General features: G+C 66.4%; 26 protein-coding genes. 12 read left to right on the top strand and 14 right to left on the bottom strand.

Annotated features, from left to right (window positions below; all coding sequences use genetic code 11):
- Positions 1–84: 84 nt before the first annotated feature.
- The 3 genes from ACSQ8Y_RS25110 (at position 85) to ACSQ8Y_RS25100 (ending at position 1,405) form a co-directional block, all read left to right on the top strand.
- Positions 85–510 carry an organic hydroperoxide resistance protein gene (locus ACSQ8Y_RS25110; RefSeq protein WP_436269124.1) on the top strand — a complete coding sequence of 142 codons (426 nt, stop codon included), beginning with the start codon at positions 85–87 and terminating at the stop codon, positions 508–510.
- A 109-nt stretch (positions 511–619) separates the two neighbouring features.
- Positions 620–913, top strand: coding sequence for a DUF4148 domain-containing protein (locus ACSQ8Y_RS25105; protein WP_436269123.1), 294 nt, complete (start codon positions 620–622; stop codon positions 911–913).
- Between the two features lie 39 nt (positions 914–952).
- Positions 953–1,405, top strand: a complete 453-nt coding sequence (locus ACSQ8Y_RS25100) for a GNAT family N-acetyltransferase (protein WP_436269122.1) — start codon at positions 953–955, stop codon at positions 1,403–1,405.
- 7 nt (positions 1,406–1,412) lie between these two features.
- Here the strand turns inward: ACSQ8Y_RS25100 and ACSQ8Y_RS25095 are convergent, their stop codons facing one another.
- Positions 1,413–2,810 (bottom strand): sensor histidine kinase, encoded by a 1,398-nt coding sequence (locus ACSQ8Y_RS25095; RefSeq protein WP_436269121.1) that lies wholly within the window; start codon positions 2,808–2,810, stop codon positions 1,413–1,415.
- Positions 2,800–4,251 (bottom strand): sigma-54-dependent transcriptional regulator, encoded by a 1,452-nt coding sequence (locus ACSQ8Y_RS25090; protein WP_436269120.1) that lies wholly within the window; start codon positions 4,249–4,251, stop codon positions 2,800–2,802. Before ACSQ8Y_RS25090 ends, ACSQ8Y_RS25095 begins: the two co-directional genes overlap by 11 nt.
- A gap of 217 nt (positions 4,252–4,468) precedes the next feature.
- Between ACSQ8Y_RS25090 and ACSQ8Y_RS25085 the strand changes: the two genes are divergently transcribed.
- From ACSQ8Y_RS25085 to ACSQ8Y_RS25070, 4 genes are all read left to right on the top strand, one after another.
- The gene (locus ACSQ8Y_RS25085; protein WP_436269119.1) at positions 4,469–5,752 is read left to right on the top strand and encodes an efflux RND transporter periplasmic adaptor subunit; all 1,284 of its coding nucleotides are present in this window, start codon (positions 4,469–4,471) and stop codon (positions 5,750–5,752) included.
- Between the two features lie 28 nt (positions 5,753–5,780).
- Positions 5,781–6,461 carry an ABC transporter ATP-binding protein gene (locus tag ACSQ8Y_RS25080; protein ID WP_436269118.1) on the top strand — a complete coding sequence of 227 codons (681 nt, stop codon included), beginning with the start codon at positions 5,781–5,783 and terminating at the stop codon, positions 6,459–6,461.
- Positions 6,458–8,878 (top strand): FtsX-like permease family protein, encoded by a 2,421-nt coding sequence (locus ACSQ8Y_RS25075; protein WP_436269117.1) that lies wholly within the window; start codon positions 6,458–6,460, stop codon positions 8,876–8,878. The genes ACSQ8Y_RS25080 and ACSQ8Y_RS25075 overlap by 4 nt, the downstream gene beginning before the upstream one ends.
- A gap of 137 nt (positions 8,879–9,015) precedes the next feature.
- Positions 9,016–10,245 carry a DUF4382 domain-containing protein gene (locus ACSQ8Y_RS25070; RefSeq protein ID WP_436269908.1) on the top strand — a complete coding sequence of 410 codons (1,230 nt, stop codon included), beginning with the start codon at positions 9,016–9,018 and terminating at the stop codon, positions 10,243–10,245.
- A gap of 64 nt (positions 10,246–10,309) precedes the next feature.
- On the opposite strand, the gene ACSQ8Y_RS25065 is transcribed toward ACSQ8Y_RS25070, so the two are convergent.
- Together ACSQ8Y_RS25065 and ACSQ8Y_RS25060 are read right to left on the bottom strand one after the other, a co-directional pair.
- Positions 10,310–11,131 (bottom strand): FKBP-type peptidyl-prolyl cis-trans isomerase, encoded by an 822-nt coding sequence (locus tag ACSQ8Y_RS25065; protein WP_436269116.1) that lies wholly within the window; start codon positions 11,129–11,131, stop codon positions 10,310–10,312.
- Positions 11,132–11,265: 134 nt separating this feature from the next.
- Complete coding sequence (locus tag ACSQ8Y_RS25060; protein WP_436269115.1) at positions 11,266–13,143, bottom strand: potassium transporter Kup; 1,878 nt, start codon at positions 13,141–13,143, stop codon at positions 11,266–11,268.
- A 175-nt stretch (positions 13,144–13,318) separates the two neighbouring features.
- On the opposite strand from ACSQ8Y_RS25060, the gene rarD reads away from it, so the two are divergent.
- The 4 genes from rarD to ACSQ8Y_RS25040 all read left to right on the top strand — a co-directional run bounded on the left by rarD (position 13,319) and on the right by ACSQ8Y_RS25040 (position 16,899).
- Positions 13,319–14,215, top strand: a complete 897-nt coding sequence (rarD, locus tag ACSQ8Y_RS25055; protein WP_436269114.1) for an EamA family transporter RarD — start codon at positions 13,319–13,321, stop codon at positions 14,213–14,215.
- 33 nt (positions 14,216–14,248) lie between these two features.
- Positions 14,249–14,578, top strand: a complete 330-nt coding sequence (locus ACSQ8Y_RS25050; RefSeq protein ID WP_436269113.1) for a DUF5710 domain-containing protein — start codon at positions 14,249–14,251, stop codon at positions 14,576–14,578.
- A gap of 101 nt (positions 14,579–14,679) precedes the next feature.
- Positions 14,680–16,347, top strand: coding sequence for an energy-dependent translational throttle protein EttA (ettA, locus tag ACSQ8Y_RS25045; RefSeq protein WP_436269112.1), 1,668 nt, complete (start codon positions 14,680–14,682; stop codon positions 16,345–16,347).
- A gap of 75 nt (positions 16,348–16,422) precedes the next feature.
- Complete coding sequence (locus ACSQ8Y_RS25040; RefSeq protein WP_436269111.1) at positions 16,423–16,899, top strand: DUF6265 family protein; 477 nt, start codon at positions 16,423–16,425, stop codon at positions 16,897–16,899.
- 122 nt (positions 16,900–17,021) lie between these two features.
- On the opposite strand, the gene ACSQ8Y_RS25035 is transcribed toward ACSQ8Y_RS25040, so the two are convergent.
- Positions 17,022–17,612 (bottom strand): outer membrane beta-barrel protein, encoded by a 591-nt coding sequence (locus tag ACSQ8Y_RS25035; RefSeq protein ID WP_436269110.1) that lies wholly within the window; start codon positions 17,610–17,612, stop codon positions 17,022–17,024.
- A 190-nt stretch (positions 17,613–17,802) separates the two neighbouring features.
- Positions 17,803–18,408, bottom strand: coding sequence for an alpha-ketoglutarate-dependent dioxygenase AlkB family protein (locus ACSQ8Y_RS25030; RefSeq protein ID WP_436269109.1), 606 nt, complete (start codon positions 18,406–18,408; stop codon positions 17,803–17,805).
- Positions 18,409–18,426: 18 nt separating this feature from the next.
- On the opposite strand from ACSQ8Y_RS25030, the gene ACSQ8Y_RS25025 reads away from it, so the two are divergent.
- Positions 18,427–19,032 carry a molybdopterin-dependent oxidoreductase gene (locus ACSQ8Y_RS25025; RefSeq protein WP_436269108.1) on the top strand — a complete coding sequence of 202 codons (606 nt, stop codon included), beginning with the start codon at positions 18,427–18,429 and terminating at the stop codon, positions 19,030–19,032.
- Between the two features lie 8 nt (positions 19,033–19,040).
- On the opposite strand, the gene ACSQ8Y_RS25020 is transcribed toward ACSQ8Y_RS25025, so the two are convergent.
- The 8 genes from ACSQ8Y_RS25020 to ACSQ8Y_RS24985 form a co-directional block, all read right to left on the bottom strand.
- Positions 19,041–19,403, bottom strand: coding sequence for a hypothetical protein (locus ACSQ8Y_RS25020; RefSeq protein WP_436269107.1), 363 nt, complete (start codon positions 19,401–19,403; stop codon positions 19,041–19,043).
- Between the two features lie 142 nt (positions 19,404–19,545).
- Positions 19,546–20,442, bottom strand: a complete 897-nt coding sequence (locus ACSQ8Y_RS25015) for a Rossmann-like and DUF2520 domain-containing protein (protein ID WP_436269106.1) — start codon at positions 20,440–20,442, stop codon at positions 19,546–19,548.
- Entirely contained in the window at positions 20,442–21,029 is a 588-nt protein-coding gene (locus ACSQ8Y_RS25010) for a DUF924 family protein (protein WP_436269105.1), read from the bottom strand. The genes ACSQ8Y_RS25015 and ACSQ8Y_RS25010 overlap by 1 nt, the downstream gene beginning before the upstream one ends.
- Before the next feature lie 10 nt (positions 21,030–21,039).
- Positions 21,040–21,792 carry an MgtC/SapB family protein gene (locus ACSQ8Y_RS25005; RefSeq protein WP_436269104.1) on the bottom strand — a complete coding sequence of 251 codons (753 nt, stop codon included), beginning with the start codon at positions 21,790–21,792 and terminating at the stop codon, positions 21,040–21,042.
- A gap of 12 nt (positions 21,793–21,804) precedes the next feature.
- Positions 21,805–22,071, bottom strand: coding sequence for a hypothetical protein (locus ACSQ8Y_RS25000; protein ID WP_436269103.1), 267 nt, complete (start codon positions 22,069–22,071; stop codon positions 21,805–21,807).
- On the bottom strand, positions 22,068–23,891 hold the full coding sequence (locus tag ACSQ8Y_RS24995; RefSeq protein WP_436269102.1) for an aminopeptidase P family protein: 1,824 nt from the start codon (positions 23,889–23,891) through the stop codon (positions 22,068–22,070). The genes ACSQ8Y_RS25000 and ACSQ8Y_RS24995 overlap by 4 nt, the downstream gene beginning before the upstream one ends.
- A 61-nt stretch (positions 23,892–23,952) precedes the next feature.
- Positions 23,953–24,231 carry a hypothetical protein gene (locus ACSQ8Y_RS24990; RefSeq protein ID WP_436269101.1) on the bottom strand — a complete coding sequence of 93 codons (279 nt, stop codon included), beginning with the start codon at positions 24,229–24,231 and terminating at the stop codon, positions 23,953–23,955.
- 159 nt (positions 24,232–24,390) lie between these two features.
- A complete protein-coding gene (locus tag ACSQ8Y_RS24985; RefSeq protein WP_436269100.1) occupies positions 24,391–25,077 on the bottom strand; it encodes a Crp/Fnr family transcriptional regulator in 687 nt (228 codons plus the stop codon).
- Between the last annotated feature and the right edge of the window lie 28 nt (positions 25,078–25,105).

The raw sequence follows: 25,105 nt of genomic DNA, 5'->3' as shown, positions 1-25,105 counted from the left end.
TAGCGCGAAAACGAAACAAGTAGCACACTATTTAATAGCTAGCTATCATGCTAGTACCTACGTCAACCACTGAAAGGAAACACCATGTCGATCCAACAAGTTCTGTACCGCGCAACCGCCAAAGCAACCGGTGGCCGTGAAGGCCGCGCTGTGTCCTCCGACGGCGTGCTGGACGCGAAACTGACCACCCCGAAGGAACTTGGCGGCGCCGGTGCAGTCGGCACCAACCCTGAACAGCTGTTCGCCGCCGGCTACTCGGCTTGCTTCATCGGCGCGATGAAATTCGTCGGCGGCCGTGACAAGATCGCCGTGCCGGCCGACCTGTCGGTGGAAGGCACCGTCGGTATCGGCGCCATCGAGACCGGCTTCGGCATCGAAGTGGAACTGAAAATCACGTTGCCGGGCCTGGACCGCGCCACCGCCGAAAAACTGGTGAACGCAGCCCACATCGTCTGCCCATACTCGAACGCCACCCGTGGCAACATCGACGTCACGCTGACCATCGTCTAAGCAGCCGGATTGCCGCCGCCGCGCAAGCGGTGGCGGCGACGTCCCTAAGCTGAACTTAAGAGTAGCGCACTAACATATCGATACCGATAAAATATTGAAAGGAAACATCATGAAAACCTCCATCCTGACCGTTGCAGCCGCCGTCCTCGCCCTGAGCGCCAGCGCCTACGCCGCCGAACCCGTCAACAGCGGCGAAGGCTACCAGGCCAACATCGATTTCATCTCCACCAAGACCCGCGCCGAAGTGAAGGCCGAAACCATCGCCGCCCTGCGCAATGGCGAAGTCGTGTCGGGCGAAGCGTATCCAGGCAGCACGCCGGCGACGCCAGCCGCAAGCCGCCAGCAAGTGCGCGCCGAACTGGCGCAGGCCATCAAGGCCGGCACGCTGCCCCGTTATGAGTGATGCCATACAATGGTTGCCTCATTCCTTGCAGAGGCAACCATGATTGAATGGCAGTGGCTTGATTTTGACAGCATCCCGCGTGAAGACCTGTATGAAGTGCTGCGCCAGCGGCAAGAAGTCTTCATGCTGGAACAGAAATGCCTGTACCCCGATCTCGACGGCTACGACCAGGCGGCGCATCACCTGATGGCCTGGCACGTGGTCGACGGCAAGCGCCAGCTGGCGGCCTATCTGCGCTGCATCGCGCCCGGCGTGAAATATCCCGAAATGTCCCTCGGCCGCGTCTTGACGGCAGCATCCGCGCGCGGCAGCGGCATTGGGCGCCAGTTGCTCGAGCAGGGCATACGCCGCGCCGAAGCGCTGCATCCCGGCCACCGCTTCCGCATCGGCGCGCAACTCTACCTGGAAAAATTCTACGGCAGCTTCGGCTTCGAAACGGTGACCGCGCCATACGACGAGGACGGCATCATGCACATCGACATGCTGCGTTGATCCCGCCTCAGAACGTGACGATGAAACGGGCGCCGGCGCCGACCGGCTTCGCGTAGCGCACCATGCCGCCGTTGGCGTGCACCAGGTGGCGCACCATGGCCAGGCCGATGCCGCGCCCCTTCTGCTTGGTCGAGAAGAACGGCGTGAAGATGTGCGCGGCCATGTCGACCGGCACGCCGGGCCCGTTGTCGGCCACTTCGATGCGCAAGCGCCCCCCTCGGCTCAGGCGCGCGCTCACCTGCAGCTGCGGCCGCGCGACGGCGTCCGTGGCTTCCGCCGCGTTCTTCAGCAGGTTGATCAAGGCTTGCTCCAGCTGCCCCGCGTCGACCATGACCTCCAGCGACGTCGGTTCCACCGAAAACTCCGCGCGCCCGCCGCGCGCCTGCCACTGCGGCGCCATCAGCATGGACAGCCGCGCGAACAGATCGGACAAGTGCACGCGCTCCGGCGACGCCTGCGGCACGGTGGACAGGCTGCGATAGCTGGCCACGAACTCCACCAGGCTGGCGGCGCGGCGCGCGATGGCGTCCAGCGCGGTGCCCAGGTCGCCGCTGACATCCTGCGCCAGATCAGGCTTCACCTCGTCCAGCAGATCGCAGGCGGTGCGCGACAGCGAAGCGACCGGCGTCAGCGAATTCATGATCTCGTGCGTCAGCACCTGCACCAGCTGGCGCCACGCGTTCAGCGCCTCCGCTTCCAGCTCGCTCTCGACCGGCATCAGCGCGGCCAGGCGTTGGCCAGCGCCCTGCACCGTCAGCGCGGTGACGGCGGCCAGTGCGCGCTCGGTGCCGCGCTCCGACTCGAAGCTCACCAGCTCGCGGCGCTCGGCGGTTTGCGCCGACAGCAGCTGCCGCAACTGGGCCGGGTCGCTGGCGCGGCCAGGCGCCAGCAGGCGGCGCGCGGCCGCGTTCAACGGCGCCAGCGCACCGGGTCCGCTCAGGTGCTCGATGCCGAACAGCGCGATCGGCGCATGCTCCAGGCGCGCCTCCAGCGCCTGCGCCGCAGCCAGCAGCGCGCGCCGGTCCGGCGTCAGCAAGCCACTGTCGGTGCCGCTTGGGGCCGGGCTCCCATGCCCGCTGTTGACGCTCGAAGCCCCGTTCGGGGTCAGGCCCTGATGCGGCAGATGTGCCGCGGAATCCGCCTGCGCGCCGGACGCGCTGTCATAGGGAAAAGGCGGCGCAAGGGCCGGGCTCGTGTCTATTTTTCGGTGGTCCCGGGGCTGACCCCAAACGCGAAAAAGCAGACACAGGCTCTGCCGCAGATGCCAGGCGGGGAGCACTGCGGCGATGGCGCACAGCACTTGCAGGCGGGGGGAGCCGGCCATGCCGACGGCGCAGGCGCTGAGCGCCATCAGCGCGGCGACGCTGGCATAGATGGTGAACCGGAGCCGCCGCTCAGATGCCATGCTTGCCCAGCTTGCGGTACAGCGCGGCGCGGCTGACGCCCAGCATGCGGGCCGTGTGGCTGATGTTGCCCTTGGCGGCGGCCAGCGCGGCGGCGATGGCGTCGCGCTCCAGCGCGCTCAAAGTCAGGTCGTCGCCGGCTGCGGCAGGCGGCGACGCCGCACCGACGGCGCTGGCGGCGATGGCCGCTCCCGCGGTGCCGGTACCGGGAACGGCGCCAGGCCTTGCCGCGCCGGTGGCCGGCCGGCCCGGGTCAGCGGCGCCGGCAACAGTCAGGCCGAAGTCTCCGGCGCGGTATGCGCTCTCCTGGCCGAGGATGACGGCGCGCTCGCAGGCGTGACGCAGCGCGCGTACGTTGCCGGGCCACGGATATTGCACCAGCCATGCCAGCGCATCGTCGGCCACGGCCCGCGCGGGGCGCTGGTACTGGCGTTCGTAGGCGCCGAGGTAGTGCCGCAGCAGGCCGGGAATGTCTTCGCGGCGCTCGCGCAGCGGCGGCACGCGGATCACGATGGTGTTCAGGCGGAACAGCAGGTCGGGACGGAATTCGGCCGGATCGAACAGCCGCACTTCGTCCAGGTTGGTGGCGCTGATGATGCGCACGTCGATCGCCTCGGGACGGTCGGCGCCGATCGGCGTCACTTCACGCCGCTCCAGCACCGTCAGCAGCTTGGCTTGCGCCGCCAGGGGCATGTTGCCGATTTCGTCGAGAAATAGCGAGCCGCCGCGCGCGGACTGGAAGCGCCCGGCGCGGTCGGCCCTGGCGTCCGTGAAGGAGCCTTTGCGGTGGCCGAACAATTCGCTCTCGAAGGTGGACTCGGGCAAGGCGCCCATGTCGACCGCCAGGAAGGTGCCGCCGGCGCGCTGCGAGGACAGGTGGATGGCGCGCGCGACCAGTTCCTTGCCGACACCGTTCTCGCCCAGGATCATGACGTTGGCGCCGGTGGGCCCCACGCTGGCGATCATCGTTTTCAGGCTGCGCATGGCGGACGAGTCGCCCATCAGCGCGGCGGTAGCGGTGGCGGCTGTACAGGATGAGGCTGACGGGACGGCGGCGCGCTGCGCCAGGGCCGCATCCACCGCCGCCACCAGGCGCGCGTTGTCCCATGGCTTGGTGATGAAGTCGCTGGCGCCGCGCTTCAGGGCAGCCACCGCCAGCGGCACGTCGGCGTAGGCGGTCAGCGCGATGACGGCGGGGGCGTTCGCTTGCGCGCGCAGCACGTCGAGCAGCGCCAGCCCTTCGGCGCCGTCGATGCGGCCGGGCGTGAAGTTCAAGTCGAGCAGCACCACGTCCGGTACCGATCGCGCGAGGTAGCCGCGCAGCTGCGCGGGCTCGTTCAGCGTGGCGACGGTGCCGTAGCGGCGGCGCAGCAGCAGCTGGGCGGCGCAGGCGACGTCGGTGTCGTCGTCGAGTATCAGGATGCGTGCTGTAGGGTCGGCCATGTGGCGCATTCTAGCAGCACGTCCGGGCTGGCGGAGCGGGCGTTTTGGCGGCATCGGCGGCACTGTCCGATACCGGACAGCCGCCCCTGTCCGGATACGGACAAGCCATGCGCACCGGGCGCCGAAAACACCGTCCCGCCACGAATCCGGCCCCGTGGCGACGCCCTGGCACGGGGCTTGCAAATGCAGCCTCATCGACTTCCCCGCATAAAAAAATATGAACACTCCGCAGCCCAAGGTGGTCACCGGCGCCGCCATGGACACCATCGTGCCCAAGCGGCGCGCCAGGACCATCGCGCTGGTCTGCGCCGCCTCGGCCGCAGCGGGCGCGCTCGCTTTCGCGCTGTGGCACTGGATGCCGCGCGGCCTGCAGGTGGCGGCCGGCGAACTGCGCATCGCGGCGGTGGAGCGCGGCATCTTCCGCGACGACATCGTCGTGCGCGCCGCCGCGGAACCGCTGCATTCGGTGATGCTCGACTCGGTGGAGTCGGGCCGCGTCGAGGAGGTGTTCGCGCGCGACGGCGACCTCGTGAAACAGGGGCAGCTGCTGTTCCGCATCTCCAACCCGCAGCGCAACCTGGAACTGCTGGCGCGCCAGGCGGAACACGCGCAGCAAATCTCCAACCTGTCCAATCTGCGCGTGGCGCAGGAAGCCAGCCGCAGCGAACACCGGCGCCGCCTGGACGACCTGGCCTACGCGGCGGAACAGGCGGGCAAGCGCCATGCGCGCGACGAGAAGCTGGCGGCGCAGGGCTATCTGTCGGCCGCCGCGCTGGAGGAGTCGCAGGACCGCCTGGCGCAGCAGCGCCGTACCCTGGCGCAGGCGCAGGCCAGCGACGCCACCGACCAGCGCGTGCGCGGCACCGCGCTGGCGCAGCTGGACAAGGCGCTGGACGGCTTGCAGTCCGGCCTGAAGCTGGTCAGCGCGACGGTGGAGGCGCTGGCGGTGCGCGCCCCCAGCGCCGGCCGGCTGACCGACTTCAGGCTGCAGGTGGGCGAGTCCATCGCCACCGGCAAGCATGTCGGCCGCATCGACGATCCCACCCGGTTCAAGCTCACCGCCGAGGTGGACGAGTACTACCTGAAGCGCGTGGCCGTGGGCCGCCACGGCAGCGTGCTGCTGGACGAGCGCAGTTACCCGGTGGACGTGGCCACCGTCTACCCGCAGATCAAGGAAGGCCGTTTCACCGTGGAGCTGGTGTTCAGCAAGGCCCAGCCGGAAGGGCTCAGCCCCGGCCAGAGCGTGGACGCGCGCGTCACCTTGGGCGAACCGGCGCCCGCGCTGCTGCTGCCGAACGGCGCCTTCGTCAACGACAGCGGCGGCACCTGGGCTTTCGTGCTCGCGGCAGCCGGCGATGCGGCCGAGCGGCGCGAAATCCGCACCGGCCGCCGCAACAACAGCCAGATCGAAGTGCTGTCCGGCCTGGCCGCCGGCGAGCGCGTCATCGTGTCGGGCTACACGTCCTACGGCAAGTCCCCCAGGCTGCAAATTTCCAAGTAAGCTCACCACCAACAACCAAGGAGTCAACATGCTCAAATTATCGGGCGTCAGCAAAGTCCACCTGGCCGGCGAAGTCCAGACCACGGCGCTGGACCGCATCGACCTGCAGATCGACGCGGGCGAGTACGTCGCCATCACCGGTCCTTCCGGGTGCGGCAAGTCTACCCTGCTCAGCCTGCTCGGCCTGCTCGATGTGCCCAGCAGCGGCGAATACTGGTTCGACGGGAAGAACGTGGCGGGCTGGAGCGAGGCGAAGCTGAACGAGCTGCGGCGCGGCCGCATCGGCTTCATCTTCCAGAGCTTCAACCTGATCGAGGAACTAAGCGTGTTCGAGAACGTGGAACTGGCGCTGGAATACACCGGCATGGCGGCGCGCGAGCGCAAGGCCAGGGTGACGGCGATGCTGGACAAGCTGGGCGTGGCGCACCGCGCGGGCCACCGTCCTTCGCAGCTGTCCGGCGGCCAGCAGCAGCGCGTGGCGATCGCGCGCGCCCTGGTGTCCGGCCCGGCCCTGTTGCTGGCCGATGAACCGACCGGCAACCTCGATACCGCGCACGGCGACGAGGTGATGCGCCTGCTGCGCACCATCAACGCCGAAGGCACGACGGTGGTCATGGTGACGCACTCGCCTGCCCACGCGGCGCAGGCGTCGCGCACACTGAACCTGCTGGACGGCCGCGTCATGGTCGATGCGCTGCGCGCCGCATGAAGGCGGCCGACTTTCGCATCGGCTGGCGCCTGCTGCTGCAGGAGCGCGCCTATTCCGCCGTCACCATCCTCGGCCTGGCGCTGGGCTTCGCGGCCTGCTTCCTGCTGCTCGGCTACGTGCGCTACTGCTTCAGCTACGACAGCCATGTGCCGCAAGCGGACCAGGTGCATCTGATTAAAGTACGGATCAACGTGGGCGGCAACGATGGCTGGGCGCAGGCGGTGCCCGGTCCCTTGCTGCAGACGGCGCTGGACAGCGGCCTGGCGCAGGCCGCAGGCATGGCCTTCCCCGGCAAGTTCACGCTGCGCATGGGCGACGTGCTGCAAATGTCGGAGGTGATGATCGTCTCGCCCGGCATGCAGCAGGTGCTGGACCTGCGGGCGGTCGAAGGCGACCTGCGCGCGGCATTGACGCGGCCCGACGCCATCGCCCTCACGCGCAGCAGGGCTTTGCAGCTGCTGGGCAGCACCAGCGTGATCGGCAAGACCTTGAACCTGCAAGGCGAGCAGTTCACCGTCCTGGCCCTGCTGGCCGATCCGCCTGCAGCCACCAGCCTGCCCTACGGCGCGCTGGCCGGCATCGACGGCAAGCTGATTCCGCAAGAGACGCGCGACTTTTTTAGCCTCGCCTGGGGCGGCCTGGCCGGCTCCATCTTCGTGCGCCTGGCGCCCGGCACGCGGCCGGACACCCTCCGCCGCGCCCTGCAGGACGCGTTCGACAATTCACCGCTGCGCAACGAGCTGCCCAAGCAGGTGCTGGCGCAATTGGGCGACAAAAAAATCATGGAAGTGGCGCTCACGCCGCTGCCGGATATGTACTTCGACAGCAGCCTGACGAACCGTCCCGGCGCGGGCGCGCACGGCGATATGCGCGCCATCGCGGGCGTGGCCGCCGTGGCGCTGCTGATCCTGCTGCTGGCGGTGACCAACTATGTGAACCTGGCCAGCGTGCGCGCCATGCGGCGCCAGGGCGAAATCGCGATGCGCAAGGTGCTGGGCGCCAGCGCGCTGCGCATCGCCGGCCAGTTCATCGCCGAATCGCTGCTGGTGGCCTTGCTGGCCACGGCGGGCGGCTTGCTGCTGGCGTGGCTGCTGCTGCCGTCGTTTGCGCAGATGATGGACCGGCCGCTGGAAGCCATGCTGACGCCAGTCGCCTTGCTGGCCAGCGTGGCGCTGGGCGTGACCGCCGGCGTGCTAGCCGGACTCTATCCGGCCTGGGTGGCGCTGCGCATGCATCCGGCCCAGGCGCTGGCCGGCCGCGACAACCAGGAAACCGTCGGCACGCTGTGGCTGCGGCGCGCCGTCACCGTTTTGCAGATGACGGCGGCCATGGGCCTGACCTCCACCACCCTGGCCGTCGCCTGGCAGACCCGCTACGCCAGCTCGGCCGATCCCGGTTTCGATCCGTCGCCGTTGCTGGTGCTGGAGCTGCCGGTGCGCATGTCGGAGGGCGACGGCGGCCGCGGCCTGCGCGACGCCTTGATCCGCGTGCCCGGCGTGCAGGGCGTGGCGACTGCACCCGATCCGGTGGGCCAGCGCATCAACGGCAACCATATCGCGGTGCAGCGCGCGGGCGGCACGGCGGCCTTGCTGATGGAGCGCTCGGTCTCGCCGAACTTCTTCCAGGTGTACGGCGCGCAGCCGCTGGCCGGGCGCGCTTTCGATCCGCAGCGCGAGCGGGAAGACAACGACAGCGCTGTCATGCTGAACGCCAGCGCGGCGTTGGCGCTCGGCTTCGCCACGCCGCGCGATGCGGTTGGCCAGTTCATCAGCGTGTCGCACGGGAAAGCGCCGGTCAATTCGCGCGTGATCGGCATCGCGCCCGACTTGCGCTACCAGTCACTGCGCCAAAAACCGGAACCCATCGTCTACCGCAACAGCCTGGACGCGACCACCATGACGGTGCGCTACCAGGGCGACCTGCGCACGCTGGAGCAGGCCGCCGAAACCCTGTGGCGGTCGCACCTGCCGACCCACGCCACCGCCATTCGCCGCGCCAGCGGCTACTTCGCGGAAAACTATGCGGACGACCTGCGGCTGGCGCAACTGCTGGCGGCGGCCAGCATGACGGCGACACTGCTGGCCGCCTTCGGCATCTATGTGCTGTCGGCCTACAGCGTCCAGCGGCGCACGCGCGAAATCGTGCTGCGCAAACTGTACGGCGCGAACCGCCGCGCCATCGCGCGCCTGCTGGGCCGGGAATTCCTGCTGCTGACCGGTGTCGCGGCGCTGCTGGGATTGCCGCTCGCGGCAGTCGCCATCGCGCGTTACCTGGCCAGCTTTGTCGAACAAGCGCCGGTGGGCGGCTGGACGCTGGCTGTGGCGCTGGCGCTGATCGCGCTGGTGGCGCTGGCGGCCACCGCGCGCCATACCCTGGCCGCGCTGCGCATGTCGCCGGCCTTGGCACTGCGTAGCTAGCGAAATGTAAGTCATTGTTACAAACCGCCACTGTGTGCGGCAACGCACATAATAGTTGCCTCTCGGATCGCATAATGGCTGAGCAGCGAACTCATCGCTGCGCAAGCCCGCCACCAAAAGAGAGGTCCATCATGAAAATGCCAGGCAAGCAGTGCCTACCCAGCAAACAACTCGCGGCAGTGGCAGCCGCCAGCGCCGTCGCCCTAGCCCTGTCCGCCTGCGGCGGCGGCGGCGGCGGTACCCCGCCCCCGGCCACCACCATGGGCACCCTCGGTGTATCGCTGACCGACGCGCCCGCTTGCGGCTTCGACGCCGTCAACATCACCGTCAACAAAGTGCGGGTGAACCAGAGCGCCAGCGCCAGCGATACCGATAGTGGCTGGACCGACATCACGCTCAGCCCTGCGCGCAAGATCAACCTGCTGAACCTGACCAACGGCGCCCTCGACGCGCTGGGCCAGACCCCGCTCAGCGCCGGCCACTACTCGCAGCTGCGCCTGGTGCTCGACGGCAACGCCGGCGCCGGCCTGGCCAATTCGGTCGTGCCCAGCGGCGGCACCGCCGAGGTGACGCTGGATACGCCGAGCGCGGTGCAAAGCGGCATCAAGCTGGTCAACGAATTCGACGTGGCCGCCGGCCAGCGCGTGGACCTGGTGCTGGACTTCGACGCCTGCAAGTCCGTGGTCACAAAAGGCAACGGAAAATACGCGCTGAAACCGGTGGTCAAGGTGATCCCGACCGCCCTGAACGGCATCGGCGGCTTTGTCGCCACCAGCCTGCTGGGCAGCCATGTGACTGTCTCGGCGCAGCAGAACGGCGCCATCGTCAGCGCCACCACGCCCAACACCACCACCGGCGAGTTCTCGCTGACCCGCTTGCCGCTGGGTAATTACGACGTGGTCGTCACGGCCGACAACCGCGCCGCCGCCGTGATCGGCGCCGTACCGGTGACCAGCACCACGGCCATCGTCCCGCTCAGCGTGGCAAGCGCGCCTATCGCCCTGCCGGTTTCCACCACGGGCAGCATCGCCGGCGCGGTCACGCTGACCCCGGCCAGCAGCACCGAGGCGGCCTACGTCGCGGCCAAGCAAACCTTCGCGGCCGGGCCGGTCGTGACCATCAAATACCAGGGCGCGGACCTGGCGACCGGCGCGTACACGCTGGCGGGCCTGCCCGTGGCGGCGCCGCAATACGCGCCGTACAGCGCCACGCTGCCGCTGGTGTTCGGCACCGCCGCCACGGTGCTGCCGGGCGTGGGCAAATACCAGGTGGACGCTAGTGCCACCGGCTACACCCGCAAGACCATCCCGCTGGTCGACATCTCGGCCGCCAACCAGACCGGCGTGAACTTCAGCCTGGTGCCGTAAAACAAGCGGCCCCAAATGAAATGGGGCGGCCAGTGGCCGCCCCATTTTTTCCAGCGCTGCAGGATTACTTCACGCCCAGCAGTTCGATGTCGAAAATCAGCGTGGCGTTGGACGGAATCGTGGGAGGGCTCCCTGCTTGACCGTAGGCCAGCTCAGGCGGAATGGTCAGGGTGCGCTTGCCGCCCACCTTCATGCCAACCACGCCACGGTCCCAGCCCAGGATGACCTGTCCCTGGGTCGTGCCGTTGCCCAGCGTGAAGGCGAACGGCGTCTTGCCGACCGAGGTGTCGAACTGGGCGCCATGCTTGTCGTCCGCGGTAGGAACGTAGAGCCAGCCGGTGTAATTCACGGTCAGCGACTTGCCGGCCACGGCTTCGGCGCCGGTACCCACCAATTTGTCGGCGATGCTCACGGTAGGCGTCGGCGCGGGCTTGGTGGTTTTCAAGATCTGGATCTCCATCACCAGCGGCGCGTTGGCGCCGATGGTGGCTTTATAGGCCGGGTTCGGCGCTACGCTGTAGACGCCGTAAGCCAGATTGGCGGGCAACACCACGTTGTACTTGGCGCCGACCTTGGAGCCGATCACTGCTTGTTCCGCGCCCGGCAGCCACAGGCCGGTGCCGACCGTGTAGAAGGACGAGGTGGAGCCGTCCACCTGTTCGCCGCGCGAATTCGGCTTGGCGGCGTCGTACAGCCAGGTGGAATAAGCCACCTGCACCAGGTCGTTGGCGGCCACCACGTCGCCGCTACCGGCGGCCAGTTCGGTCTTGCTGTAAGCCGGCTGCGGCGCCGGCGTTGCCGCCTTGTTGCTGTCGGCCGCTGCGCCGCAGGCAGTCAGCGCCACCACGCACGCGAGCGACGCGATCATTTGAAACATCGATTTCATGATTACCTTTGTATTGTTGAACATAGAACGGGGCACTGCGCTGGCACCGCCATTTGGGCGCCGGTCGGAGCAGAAGTGTATCAGACTGCCACGGCGCCCTTTCAGGCTGAACATTCGCTTACAACTTCCCTGTCTCAAATTTCCACTTGCGTGCCCAGTTCGATGACCCGGTTGGGCGGAATCTGGTAGTAATCCGCCGCCGCGCGGGCGTTGCGCGACATGGCCACGAACAGGCTCTCGCGCCAGGACGCCATGCCGGCGCCCGGCGTGGAAATCACCGTCTGGCGGGCGATGAAGAAGGAGGTCTCCATCATCTCGAACTGCAAGCCGTGGCTGCTGCACTGCGCCAGCACATTGGGGATGTGCGGTTCGTCCTTGAAGCCGTAGTGCACATTGACCTGGTAGCACTGGTGGCCCAGGTCGACGATCTTGACCTGCTCCGCCGCCGCCACCCACGGTTCCTCGACGATGTGCACGGTGATGAACACCACGCGCTCGTGCAGCACCTTGTTGTGCGACAGGTTGTGCAGCAGCGCGTGCGGCACGCCGTCGCTCTCGCCGCGCAGGAAGATGGCGGTGCCGTACACGCGCACCGGCGGCGCCATGAACAGCGAGGACAGGAAGGCCTCCAGCGGGATCGCGTGCTTTTCCAGGTTCTTGAAGACCAGGTCGCGGCCCTCGCGCCAGGTCAGCATGATGGTCAGCAGCACGGTGCCCAGCAGCAGCGGGAACCAGCCGCCATGCAGCAGCTTCAGGGTCGAGGCCGAGAACAGCATGATGTCGATGGCGATGAAGAAGCCGGTGGCGGCGAAGCACAGCACCAGGGGCAGGTGCCAGCGGTAGCGGATCACGAAGAAGGTCAGCACGGTGGTGCACAGCATGGTGGCCGTGACGGCGATGCCGTAGGCGCCGGCCAGTTTGTCGGACGAGCCGAAGCCCACAACGGCGATCAGCACGACGACCAGCTGCAGCCAGTTCACGGCCGGGATGTAGATCTGGCCGATTTCGCTCTCCGAGGTGTGCATCACGCGCATGCGCGGCAGCAGGCCGAGCGCGATGGCCTGCTTGGTCATCGAGAAGGTGCCGGAGATGGTGGCCTGCGAGGCGATCACCGCCGCCATGGTCGACAGCACCACCAGCGGGTACACGCTCCAGCTGCCCAGCTGCTGGAAGAAGGGATTGGAGATGGCGTCGGGACGGGCGATCAGCAGCGCGCCCTGGCCCAGGTAGTTCAGCGCCAGCGCAGGGAAGGTGATCAGGAACCAGGCAGCGCGGATCGGCTTCTTGCCGAAGTGGCCCATGTCGGCGTACAGCGCCTCGGCGCCGGTGAAGGCCAGTACCACGGCGCCCAGCGCGACGAAGCCGCTGTATTTATTCTCCAGCATGAAACGGAAGGCGTGCAGCGGATTGAGCGCAGCGAGGATTTCCGGCGCCTCGACGATGTTGATCACGCCCATGGCGGCCAGCGCGGCGAACCATACCACCATGACGGGACCGAAGAAGCGCCCGATGCCGGCGGTGCCGTGGCGCTGCACCGCGTACAGCGACACCAGCACGATGATGGTGAGCGGCACCACGTACTGCTCCAGCCCCGGCGCGGCCACTTCCAGGCCCTCGATCGCGCCCAGCACCGAGATGGCGGGGGTGACCACGCTGTCGCCATAGAACATGGTGGCGCCGAACACGCCGAGCAGCAGCAGCGGGCCGTGCCAGCCGGAGCGCTTGCTGACCGAATTCAAGGCCAGCGCCATCAGCGCCATGATGCCGCCCTCGCCCCGGTTGTCCGCGCGCAGCACCAGGCTGACGTATTTGAGCGAGACGATCATGGTCAGCCCCCAGAAGATCAGGGAGATGATGCCGAGCAGGTTGGGAGTGTTCAGGGCGAGCCCGTGTTCCGGGTCGAAGATGGTTTTCAGGGTGTACAGGGGGCTGGTGCCGATATCGCCGTAGACGATGCCGACGGCAGCTAGCGTCAGTGCGACGAGGCTGCTTTTCTTATGTTCCGACGTCAAGATTGCACCTGAGTTTGTTCTGGTGCGTTGCACAATAGGCCAACTATGGGCAATTTGCAAGTGCATTCTGGCATGGCCGCGCTCCCCGGTTTTCGGCTTCCATTCTACCGCCGCCAGCGGCCGCAAGCGTTTTCCCGGATAATGGACGCCCCCGCCGCCCTCGCCCTCCGAACCCATGAACACAGGCATTCTGTACGCCGTCCTCGCGTTTTTCTGCTGGGGTCTGTTCCCGCTGTACTTCCACGCCATCCACGAAGTGCCGCCGGTGGAAATCCTGGCGCACCGGATGCTGTGGTCGCTGCTCTTCCTCGCCATCGTGCTGACCGTGCGCGGCCAGTGGCGCTGGCTGCCGGAGGTCTTGCGCAAGCCGCGCGTGGTGGCCAGCTTCTTCGCCAGCGCGGTATTGCTCACGGCCAATTGGTTCGTCTATATCTGGGCGGTTAACAACGGCCACGTGATCGATGCCAGCCTGGGCTATTTCATCAATCCGCTGGTAAACGTGCTGCTGGGCCTGCTGGTATTGAAGGAAAAGATGCGGCGCGGGCAATGGTTCGCCATCGCCATCGCCGCCTGCGGCGTGGCCTGGCTGACCTGGCAGGCGGGGCAGCCGCCGTATATCGCGCTGATCCTGGGCCTGACCTTCGGCGGCTACGGCCTGCTGCGCAAGACGGCTGCGCTGGCAGCATTGGAAGGCCTGTCGTTCGAGACCATCATCCTGTTCCCGCTGGCGCTGGCCTATGTGGCCTGGCTGAGCTGGCACGGCCAGAACACTTTCGTCGCCACGCCGCACGACAGCACGCGCTGGCTGCTGGCGGCGGCCGGCCCCATCACCGCGATTCCGCTGCTGCTGTTCGCGGCCGGCGCGCGCCGCATACCCATGTCGGTGCTGGGCATGCTGCAATACATGTCGCCCACCATGCAGATGCTGCTGGGCGTGTGGATTTTCCACGAGACGTTCTCGCCGGAACGCCTGGCCGGCTTCATCGTGATCTGGAGCGCGCTGGCGCTGTACATGGCCGAGGGGCTGTGGACTTCGCGCCGGGCAGCGGCGACGGCCCGCGAGGCCATATAATATTCACCCCAGCAGCCCTCGCGCAGGAAGCACATGAACAGTACGCCACCATTCGACCCGCCCTACAAGATCAGCTCCGCCCTTGAGGACGGCAGCCTGACATGGATGGAAGTCCGCGCCGACGGCAGCGCGGTGGAGACCAGCGCGCCCATGTTCGTCATGCCGGCGGCCTCAGTGCCAGCGGCGGCCCAGCGCGCCGGCCAGCCGCCGCGCGCAGTGACGGTGCTGAACGTGCCGTTCGCCGAAAAAGACGAAGCCAAGCAGCTGGGCGCCCGCTGGGATCCCAAGCGCCGCAAATGGTGCGTGCCGGCCGGCGTGGACCTGGCCCCGTTCAGCCGCTGGAACGGCGGCGCGGGCGAGTGAGCGCGCCGACCGGCCGCGCTCACTGACCGCATGCTGCGCTAGCTGGAAGCGGGCGTTTGGCGTATCCTTGTTGACCTTCGTAACATATCGAGAATTTCCTAATGGCAAATTACGTCTATACCATGAACCGCGTGGGCAAAATCGTCCCGCCCAAGCGCCAGATCCTGAAGGATATTTCGCTGTCGTTCTTCCCCGGCGCGAAAATCGGCGTGCTGGGCCTGAACGGCTCCGGTAAATCGACCTTGCTGAAAATTATGGCCGGCATCGACACCGACATCCAGGGCGAAGCGCGCCCGATGCCGGGTCTGAACATCGGCTACCTGCCCCAGGAACCGCAGCTGGACCCGGCAAAAACCGTGCGCCAGGAAGTTGAATCCGGCCTGGGCGAAGCATTCGAGGCGCAAGCCAAGCTGGACGCCGTGTACGCCGCCTACGCCGAGGAAGACGCGGACTTCGACGCGCTGGCCGCCGAACAGGCACGCCTGGAAGCGATCATCTCGTCGTCCGACGGCGGCAACCTGAATCTGCAGCTGGAAATGGCCGCCGACGCGCTGCGCCTGCCGCCATGGGACCAGCCGATCAGCGTGCTGTCCGGCGGCGAGAAGCGCCGCGTGGCGCTGTGCAAGCTGCTGCTGTCCAAGCCGGACATGCTGCTGCTCGACGAACCGACCAACCACCTGGACGCTGAATCGGTCGACTGGCTGGAGCAATTCCTGGTGCGCTTCCCCGGCACCGTGGTCGGCATCACCCACGACCGCTACTTCCTGGACAACGCGGCCGAGTGGATTCTGGAACTGGACCGCGGCAGCGGCATTCCGTGGAAGGGCAATTACAGCTCCTGGCTGGACCAGAAGCAGGCCCGCCTGAAGCAGGAAGAATCGACCGAGTCGGCGCGCCAGAAGGCGCTGCAGAAGGAATTGGAATGGTCGCGCCAGAACCCGAAAGCGCGCCAAGCCAAGTCCAAGGCCCGCATGGCCCGCTTCAACGAGCTGTCCGAGCACGAATACCAGAAGCGCAACGAGACGCAGGAGATCTTCATCCCCGTGGCCGAGCGCCTGGGCAATGAAGTGATCGAGTTCAAGAACGTGTCGAAATCCTTCGGCGACCGCCTGCTGATCGACAACCTGAGCTTCACCGTGCCGGCCGGCGCCATCGTCGGCATCATCGGCCCGAACGGCGCCGGTAAGTCAACCCTGTTCAAGATGATCACCGGCAAAGAAGTGCCGGACAGCGGCGAGGTCGTGATCGGCAAGACCGCCAAGGTCTCCATCGTCGACCAGCACCGCGATGCGCTGTCCGATTCGAAGACCGTGTTCGACGACGTGACCGGCGGCGCCGACATGCTGAGCGTGGGCCGCTTCGAAATGCCGTCGCGCGCCTACCTGGGCCGCTTCAATTTCAAGGGCGGCGACCAGCAAAAGATCGTCGGCAACCTGTCCGGCGGCGAGCGCGGCCGTCTGCACCTGGCGAAAACCCTGCTCATGGGCGGCAACGTCCTGCTGCTCGATGAACCGTCGAACGACCTGGACGTGGAAACCCTGCGCGCGCTGGAAGACGCGCTGCTGGAATTCGCCGGCTCGGTGATGGTGATCTCGCACGATCGCTGGTTCCTGGACCGTATCGCGACCCACATCCTGGCTTTCGAAGGCAATTCGCAAGTGAGCTTCTTCGACGGTAACTATCAGGAATACGAAGCCGACAAGAAGAAACGCCTGGGTGAAGAAGGCGCCAAGCCCAAGCGCATCCGCTACAAGCCGCTGACCGTGTAAAAACGGGTGTAATATCGAAAGGCACGGTTTCCACCGTGCCTTTTTTACGCCCGTCAATACCAGGGAGACCAAACAATGCGAACTCGCCTCACCGCCATCGTCCTGCTGGGCGCAAGCTGCAACGCAGGCGCCGCCACGCTGGACGCGGACGCCATCGGCCAGCTGGCCTGGCTGTCGGGCTGCTGGGCGGCGCCGGGCGCCGAAGCGGGCTCCGGCGAACAATGGATGGCGCCGGCAGGCGGCACGCTGCTCGGCATGAGCCGCACCGTCAAAGGCGGCAAGACCACCGCGTGGGAATTCCTGCAGATCCGCGAAGTGGACGGCCAACTGGCCTACGTGGCCAAGCCGCACAACCAGCCGGAAGCCGCGTTCAAGCTGGCGGCCCTGGAAGGCAGCAGCGCAACGTTCGAGAACCCCCAGCATGACTTCCCGCAGCGCATCATCTACACGCGCGACGGCGACAAGCTGCAGGCCCGCATCGAGGGCACCATGAACGGCAAGGCAAGGGGAAAAGACTTCCCTCTGCTGCGTGTTGCCTGCGAAGGGAAGTAAAGGGGAGGAAGACGATGAAACAGGGGGAGGCGGGCACAAGGACATAAGCATTCCCGAAGATCAGGATGCCGCTGTCGCGCCCGGCCTCGATCAGTCGCTAAGCTTGGCGTTCAAGGTTCAGCTTAGAAGTTGTAGCGCGCGCCCAGGGAAACCGCGCCTTTCTTGCGGCCCTGGTCGATATCGTTCTTGCCGTAGTGCTCGTACTCCAGCGACAGCGACACCTTCTGGTTGAGCGCATACTCCGCGCCCACCGACGCGTACAGATTGGTGCGGTTGCTGTCGCCGCTGGTGTACGGCACGGCCAGGCCGGTGCCGTGCGCGGTGTTCTTGTTGTAGGCCACACCCAGCTTGCCGAACGCCGAGAACTGATCGTTGATCGGGTAGCTGCCTTTGCCGGCGACGTAGAACGAGTGCGATTTGCTGTCGATGCTGCCGTTGTTGGTGCCTACCGAGTACTTGTAGTCGGAGCTGCCGAAATCGGTGTAGCCGCCCTCCACCGCCCAGGTCTTGTCGAGCTGGTAGCCGCCGTACACCTTGCCGGACCATTCATCGCTCTTGCGGTCGCCGTTGCTGGTGTCGTTCGCCAGGTTGTACTTGTGCTGGCTGGCCACCAGGCCGACGCCGGCGTAGGGACCGGGTTCGGCAGCTTGCGCTGCGGACATGCCGCCCAGGGCGGTAGCGGACGTAATCAATGCGAACAGAATTTTTTTCATGTTAGTGATCTTTCAGCAAAATGGTTGAACTTGCTTGGGATCGCAATTTCAGGTGAATCGCGATGACTGAAAGATAGCATTGAGAAACTGACTACGTCCCACCGTATTCCGTAAGAATTGTGACGAGTTGTAAAGGACCTTGAAACGACGAAGATCGTCACAAGATGGCCGAACTTAGCTTAAGAAAGGCTTAAGAAGGCAAGATGTTGCGGAAAGTGAGGTTGACACGCGGTCCGCGCGCCGTTTTTTCCTTGTTGATGCCGTGGCGCCAGTTGTGCTGCAAGGCGCCGGCCATGAGCAGCAGGCTGCCGTCGCCCAGCGCCAGCTTGACCGTCTTCGGCAGGCGCTTGTGCTTGAGGATGAAGGTGCGCGGGTCGCCGAAGCTGACCGAGGCGATGGCCGGATTCCGGCCCAGCTCCTTCTCGTCGTCGCTGTGGAAGCCCATGCTGTCCTGCTCGTCGCGGTAGTAGTTGAGCAGCACGCTGTTGAAGCGGCAGCCGCTGGCCTGCTCGACCGCCCGTTTGATCTCCAGCTGCAACGGCGTGAACGGGCGCGGCTCCAGTGTCATGCCCGAATACGTGTAGCGCGCCTCGCCGTGCCAGGCCGTCAGGCGCGGCTGCAGCATGCGCTTGCCCCACAGGGTGATGGCTTCCGCGCGCCAGTCCGTTTCCGCCAGCAGCCGCTGCAACACCGCGGCGCCGTCCTGCGCCAGCGGCAGGCGCGGCATGAAGTACAGCTCGCCGTCTTCGATGGGGATGGCGTCCAGCACGCCGGAATGCTCGGAAAAAAGGTCCATAGACGTTATGATATCCGAATGAAAAAACGACTCTTCCTCGGCACGCTGGCAAGCGCAATCACGCTGCCGGCCATGACTTCCGCCTCGGCGGCGGCAACCGCAGCGGTAAAAACGGCGGCGCCGGCGCGCGGCCCGGCGCTGCTGACCGTCACCGGCACCATCACCAAGCCCAACCGCGGTCCGTTCGAGCCGGTGCGCGACCAGATGATGCACAAGCAAAAGCTCAGCTTCGACAAGGCGCACGCTTTCGACTACGCCGAGCTGGCCGCCCTGCCCGCCATCGCCATCAAACCCACGCTGGAATACGACAGCAAGCCGCATGCGCTGCGCGGCCCGCTGCTGCTGGATGTGTTGAAAGCGGCGGGCGCGACGCTGGCGGACGGCAGCAAGATCGTGCTGCGCGCGGTGGATGGCTACGCCGCCACCATCACGGTGGCGCAAGCGCGCGCCCAGCGCTACATCGTGGCGACGCAGATGGACGGCGCGGCGATGGCCTTGGGCGGACTCGGCCCGCTATGGGCGATCTACGACGCGGATAAGGTGCCGGAAATGGCAAACAGGGCCGTGCAGGAACGTTTCGGTTCCTGCCCTTGGGCCCTGTACCACATTGAAGTGCAAGCTTAGATAGCGGCTTAGGCGTAGGCTTCGGCCAGCGACATCACGCGCGGCGCGATGGCGATGCCGACATCGGCGAAGATCTTGTTGATCTGCGCCATGTTGGTTTCGTTCTCTTCAGGCTTCCAGCCTTTGAACAGGTCGGTGCCGTCTTTCTGGAAATGCAGGTCCAGCACCTTGCCGCGGTCTTTGTGCGTGTAGCCCGAGCTGTGGGTGTTCTGGAAACCGGCCGCAGCCAGCGCTGCCAGCACCGCGGCCGGCGGATTGTCCGGATCGGTGGCCATGTAAACGCCATAGGTCTTGCCTGGCGGCTTGGCGGCGATGTCCACCTCGTAAATGCCTGGCGCCTTGGTTACGGTCGTACTCTTCAGAAATAACATGTCTCGTGCCCCTATCACTTTTGGCAGCCGCCCAGGGGGCCAGCGTACTCTTGTTTTGCTTGCAAAAACATTCCAGTGATTAAGCTTATTGCTTCTGCCGGGGATTTACAAGGAAATCGGAAGTGTTGAGGAGCAACAGCGTCTATTTGTTGTGCTTTCGGCGCGCAAGGTCCACCGTGGGCGCGACCAAGGCCTGGTAGAGCTCGCCGGTGGCGGCGTCCCATAGGCTGACGGCCTGCTGCTGGCGCGCCACCGCCGCCATGTCGCCGCGCGCGATCGGGCCGCTCAAGGCCGGCGCGGCGCCGAGCCGGAACACATTGGCCACGGTCTCCGTTACCAGCGGCTGCGCCAGTTCGCGCGCGACGGCTTCGGGGATGCCGGCAGCCTGGTAGGCACGCAGCGCGGCATCCAGCACGGTGGTCAGGTAATTGCTCGCGAAGACGGCGGCGGCGTGGTAAACGGTTTTGGCGGCGGCGTCGATGGCGACCGGGCGCGCGCCGACGGCCAGCAGCGCCGCTTCCAGCACGGCCAGCGCTTGCGGGTCGCCTTCGATACCGCAAAACGTGCCCGCGAAGGCGGCTGCCACCGCTTGCGGATCGGCGAAACTGCGGATGGGATGGACGCTGGCCACGTGGGCGCCGGCGTCGCGCGCCGCCTGCAGGCGGTCCGACGCGAGCGCGCCGCTGCAATGGAAGACGATGGCGCCTTGCAGCGGCACGGCCGCCGCCAGCGCCGCGCATGCCGGGACGATCTGGTCGTCGCCCACCGACAGCATGTAGACATCGGCCGGGCGCAGCGCGGCGTAGCCGTCGGCGGCGCTGCCGGCGCCGATGAAGCCAACCGCGCGCTGGGCCGACACGAGCGAGCGCGCCAGCACGTCGCGCAACTCGAACGGCCCGCCAGCGGCAGGCGCACCGCCGCCTTCGACACCGGCGGCTACGCCAATAGCGGCAAAATCGGCAGCACCGCCAGCAAACAAGCGGCCCAGCGCGCGGCCGACGTGGCCGCCGCCGATCACGCTCAGGCTCAGCCTTCGCATCAGAAGCCCGATCCAGGCTGCTTCAGGAACTCCACCTCCTCCGCAGTCGACGCGCGGCCAAGGATGGCGTTGCGGTGCGGGAAGCGGCCGAAGCGGCGTATCACCTCGTAATGGCGCTTGGCGTAGTCGAACGTGCTCTCGAACCCGGTGGCCGAGGCGCGCAGCATGTCGAACAGGTCCAGGGAGCGCAGCTGCATAGCCAGGTTTTCCGCGTGCTCCAGCGGCAGATAGGCGAAGATGCGCTGCACCGGCGGCAAGGTCTGGCTGGCGCCGGAATTGTCCAGCGCCAGCGCGGCCTCCAGCGCCAGGCTGTCGCCGGCGAAGGCCTGCGGCGTGCCGCGATACATATTGCGCGTCATCTGGTCGAGTACGATGATGCGCGCCAGCACGCCTTGCGCGCCCTCGTCGTCCCACTGCCGCAGCCCGCCCGACAGCGCCTCGGCCACGACTTCGCCGAACCGGGCGCGGATCTGCGCGTCGAACGCGTCGTCCTTGCGGAACCATTCCGGGCGCTGCGTGTTATGACCCTTTGCGCCTATCGGCAGGAACCAGAAATCGAGTACGTCTTGTGCTGTCGTCAAAATCATGAGCTGCCTTCTAGTTGCGCGCGTGGGAGACCTGGAAGCCTTCCAGGCCGTCGAATTGCGCCATCTCGGCGGCCAGTTCCGACATCGACGCGCCGGACCGCTTGCTCAGCGCGACGGCGACGAAGCGCCATTCCTGCGCGCCCCTGTCGCTGGCGATCATCATCGAGCCGCCGGCGATTTCATAGCCGCGCCGGAGTGCGATCTCCCTGAGCGCCGCCTCGTTGGGCACGTAACCGTGCTTGAAGCGCATCGTCATCGCCACCGCGTGCCGCGAAGGCAGCCAGGCTTCCACCTTGGACAGGAAGATCATCGACATGGCGCTCAGGAAAGCCAGGCCCATGGCGCCCAGGTAGAAACCGACGCCTATCATCACGCCAATGGCGGACGAGGCCCAGATCGAAGCGGCCGTGGTCAGGCCGCTGATGTTGAAACCTTCGCGCATGATGACGCCGGCGCCGAGGAAGCCGATGCCGGTGACGATGCCCTGGATCACGCGGGTGGGATCGGTGGCGATGATGCCGTTGATGTGCGCCATGTGGCCGCCATACCAGAACGCCGGGTAGCCCGAGATCACCGTCAGCGCGCAGGACGCCATGCACACCAGGCCGTAAGTGCGCATGCCGGCCGCGCGGCCGTGATACGAGCGTTCGTAGCCGACCAGCAGCCCCAGCAGCAAAGCGCCGAGGATGTTGAGCAGGATGATGCCATTGGTCGCCAGTTCACTGGCGGACCAATAGGTGTCCAAGAGCGCGTTCGAAGGCATGGCCGTCCCCGGTTATTTTGTGGGTGCTTTTTTAGTGAGCTGCTTTTCAAATGCCACGTCGAGCTTGCTGACGCGCTTGACCTCCTGCGGGCCCTGCTTTTTCACGAAGGCGACGAACTCGTCGAGCTCCATGGGCGGGCACAGCGGCGGCTGGCCGGGGCCGGCCGTCAGGAAAAAGTGGCCGCTGCCGGTGCGCGACATGGTGTACAGCTTGTTGCCGCTGCGCTCTTTGAGCCGGTCGACGGCGCTGCTGGCACGGGTGGAACGGGCGGAACTCATATTGCCTCCGTGCGGATGGTAAGCCAGGCCAGCGCATCGCCGGCCAGGTGCGGCGCCAGGCGCGTGCGCACCGTGGCGTGGTAGTCGTTGAGCCAGGCGCGCTCGTCGGCGCGCAGCAGGACGAGGTCGATGCAGCGCGTGTCGATCGGGCACAGGGTCAGCGTTTCGAAGCGCAGGAACTCGCCAAACGGCGCACCGGGTTCGGTATCGGCGGGCTGGTTCAGCACCAGGTTTTCAATGCGGATACCCCAGTGGCCCGGACGGTAGATGCCGGGTTCGATCGAGGTGATCATGCCGGCCTCCATGGCCGTGTGCGGCTCGGGCATGGTGGACGGCGAGATCGATTGCGGACCTTCGTGCACGTTCAGGAAGAAGCCGACGCCGTGGCCGGTGCCGTGGCCGAAATCGATGCCGGCGGCCCAGATCGGGGCGCGGGCGACCGCGTCCAGCATCGGCGACCTCGTGCCCTTCGGGAAAGTGGTCGCCGACAGCGCGATCATGCCCTTCAGCACCAGCGTGAAGTCGCGCTTGTGCTCCGCGGTGATGCTGCCCACTGGCACGACCCGGGTAATGTCCGTGGTGCCTCCCATATATTGGCCGCCGGAATCGATCAGCAAGAGGCCGTCGCCCTCGATCACCGCGTGGCTGGCCTGCGTGGCGCGGTAGTGCATGATGGCGCCGTTGGCCTTGAAGCCGGCGATGGTGCCGAAGCTCGGGCTGACAAAGCGCGGCCGGCGCGCGCGGGCGGCGGTGATGTGTTCATGGACGGCCACTTCCGTCAGCGGCACGCGCCGCGGATTCGCCAGCTCGCGCTCCAGCCAGCAGAAGAATTCGCACAGCGCGGCGCCGTCCTGTTCCATCGTAGCGCGCACGTGCTGCACCTCGGCCGCGCTTTTTCTCGACTTCGCGAACGTGGTCGGGTTGACCGCTTCGGCCACCGTCACCGACGCGGGCAGGGCCTGGCGCGTGCCATGGGTGACGCGGCGCGGGTCCAGCAGCACGGAGCAGTCCGGCGGCAGCGCGGCCAGCGCGGCGCCGAAGTCCGCATACGGCGCCAGATCGACGCCGTCGTCCTCCAGCGCGGCACGCAGCGCCGGCGGCACCTTGCCTTCGGCCACGAATAGCGTGGCGCGAGCCGTATCGATGAGTGCGTGTGCCAGGAAAACGGGGTTGTAGCTGACGTCCGCGCCGCGCAGGTTGAACAGCCAGGCGATGTCATCCAGCGTGGAGATCACGTGGCGGCTGGCGCCGTTCAGCGCCATCGCCGCGCGCAGATCGGCCAGTTTTTCACTGCGGGGCCTGGTCGCGTACGGCGGCAGCAGCGCGTAGACCTCGGCGCCGGGCAAGCCTGGGCGGTCCAGCCACACTTCGTGCAGCAGATCGGTATCGGTGCGCAGCGCGACCTTTTTCGCCGACAGCGCCTGCTCCAGCAGACGCGCGACCGACAAGCCCAGCACCGTGCCGTCGACCGCGACGGTCTGGCCCGGCCGCATGTTCGCCGCCAGCCAGTCCACATACTGCACGCTGGCGCCGGACGGGATTTTCATCAGCTCGACCGTGGAGCCCGCCAGTTCGGACTCGGCCTGCGTCCAGTAGCGGCCATCGGTCCACACGCCGGCGAAATCGGCCGTGATGACGAAGGTGCCGACCGAGCCGGTGAAGCCGGACAGCCATACGCGGCCCTGCCAGCGCCGGGGCAAATATTCGGAGAGGTGCGGATCGGCGGACGGCACCATGAAGGCGTCGATCTGGTGGCGACGCATGGCCGCCCGCAAGGCGGCGAGGCGGCCGGCGGTGGAAGCGAGTTCTTGGTTAGGCATGAGCGGAGTGGTGCAGTCGACTAGGCTCTATCATACCCCGCAGCAAGCTTCGGCGGCGACCTCAATGCAGGGTGCGGCGCTCTCCCGGGTAGGTCATGCCAGGTTCCAGGTCGGGGGTGCGGCGACGGTCCTCGTCCGGCCAGCCGGGCGACGCGCCGCGCGCAGCCGAATCCGGCGCCGACAGCAGCAGCGCCTGGTCCGACTTGCTGCGCAGGAAGTAGCCTATCAGCGCCACGATGCCAACCGCGCCGACCACGCGCATCCAGCCCCACCGAGCGACGGCAGCCGCAGCGCCGCGCAACACCAACGTTTCGCCGATCCGGCGCGCCAGGGTATTCATGCCGTCCTCCCGCTACAGGTGAGTTCGCTACAAGTGCGTTACATACACATAGCTTATACCAACTGCCGGGAACGCAGTGTTATGCCACTAACACTGCCGGAAAAACGCTGACCAGTGGAAAGGTTGATTTGTCCCGTGGCATCGCCGGCGGCAATGCCTTCACGCTTCGAAGCGCCGCAGGCCTTCCAGGTCGAGGATGCGGATGCCGCCGTAGTCGAGGCGCAGCAGGCCCTGCTTCTCCAGCACCTGCAAAGCCTGGTTGGCGCGCTGGCGCGAGGCGCCGGACAGCAGGCCGATTTCCTCCTGCGAAATCTGCACCAGCTTTTCGATGCCCGGGTACAGATGCGAATTGAACAGCCCGGCCAGGCAGCGCGCCACGCGCGTGTCGATGTCGAGCAGGCGGTCGTTCTCGACCATGCCGATGAACTGGCCCAGACGTTCGTTGAGCTGCATCAACAAGAAGCGCGTGAACGGTAGACTTGTTTCCAGCAGCCAGTTAAAAGTATCGGCCGGCATGCGCGCAATGCGGCTGTCGCGCAAGGCCATGGCGTCGTATTTGCGCGGCTCGTTCTTCAGTAATGAACCTTCGCCGAACCAGCCGCCGGGCGGCACGCCGGTGAACGTCACACTCTTGCCTGAAGGGGAAAAATTATTCATCTTCACCATGCCGGCAATGATGCCCACCCAGTTGTCGATCGCCTCGCCCTTGCGGCAAACGTAACCGCCTTTCGGCACGAACGTCTCGTAAGTGTCGGCTTCCACGCGCAGCATCTGCTCGGGCGTGAGCACCTGCGCCCAGATCGCAGACCGCAGTGCTTCTTTCAGGGATGGTTGCTTATCGGTCATTGTTGCTTAGCAACGTCAAATTATGGGT

Origin of the sequence: Pseudoduganella sp. LjRoot289, from assembly GCF_964252925.1 — a bacterium.
Lineage (GTDB): Bacteria > Pseudomonadota > Gammaproteobacteria > Burkholderiales > Burkholderiaceae_D > Rugamonas.
This window is presented reverse-complemented; position numbering and strand designations above follow the sequence as displayed.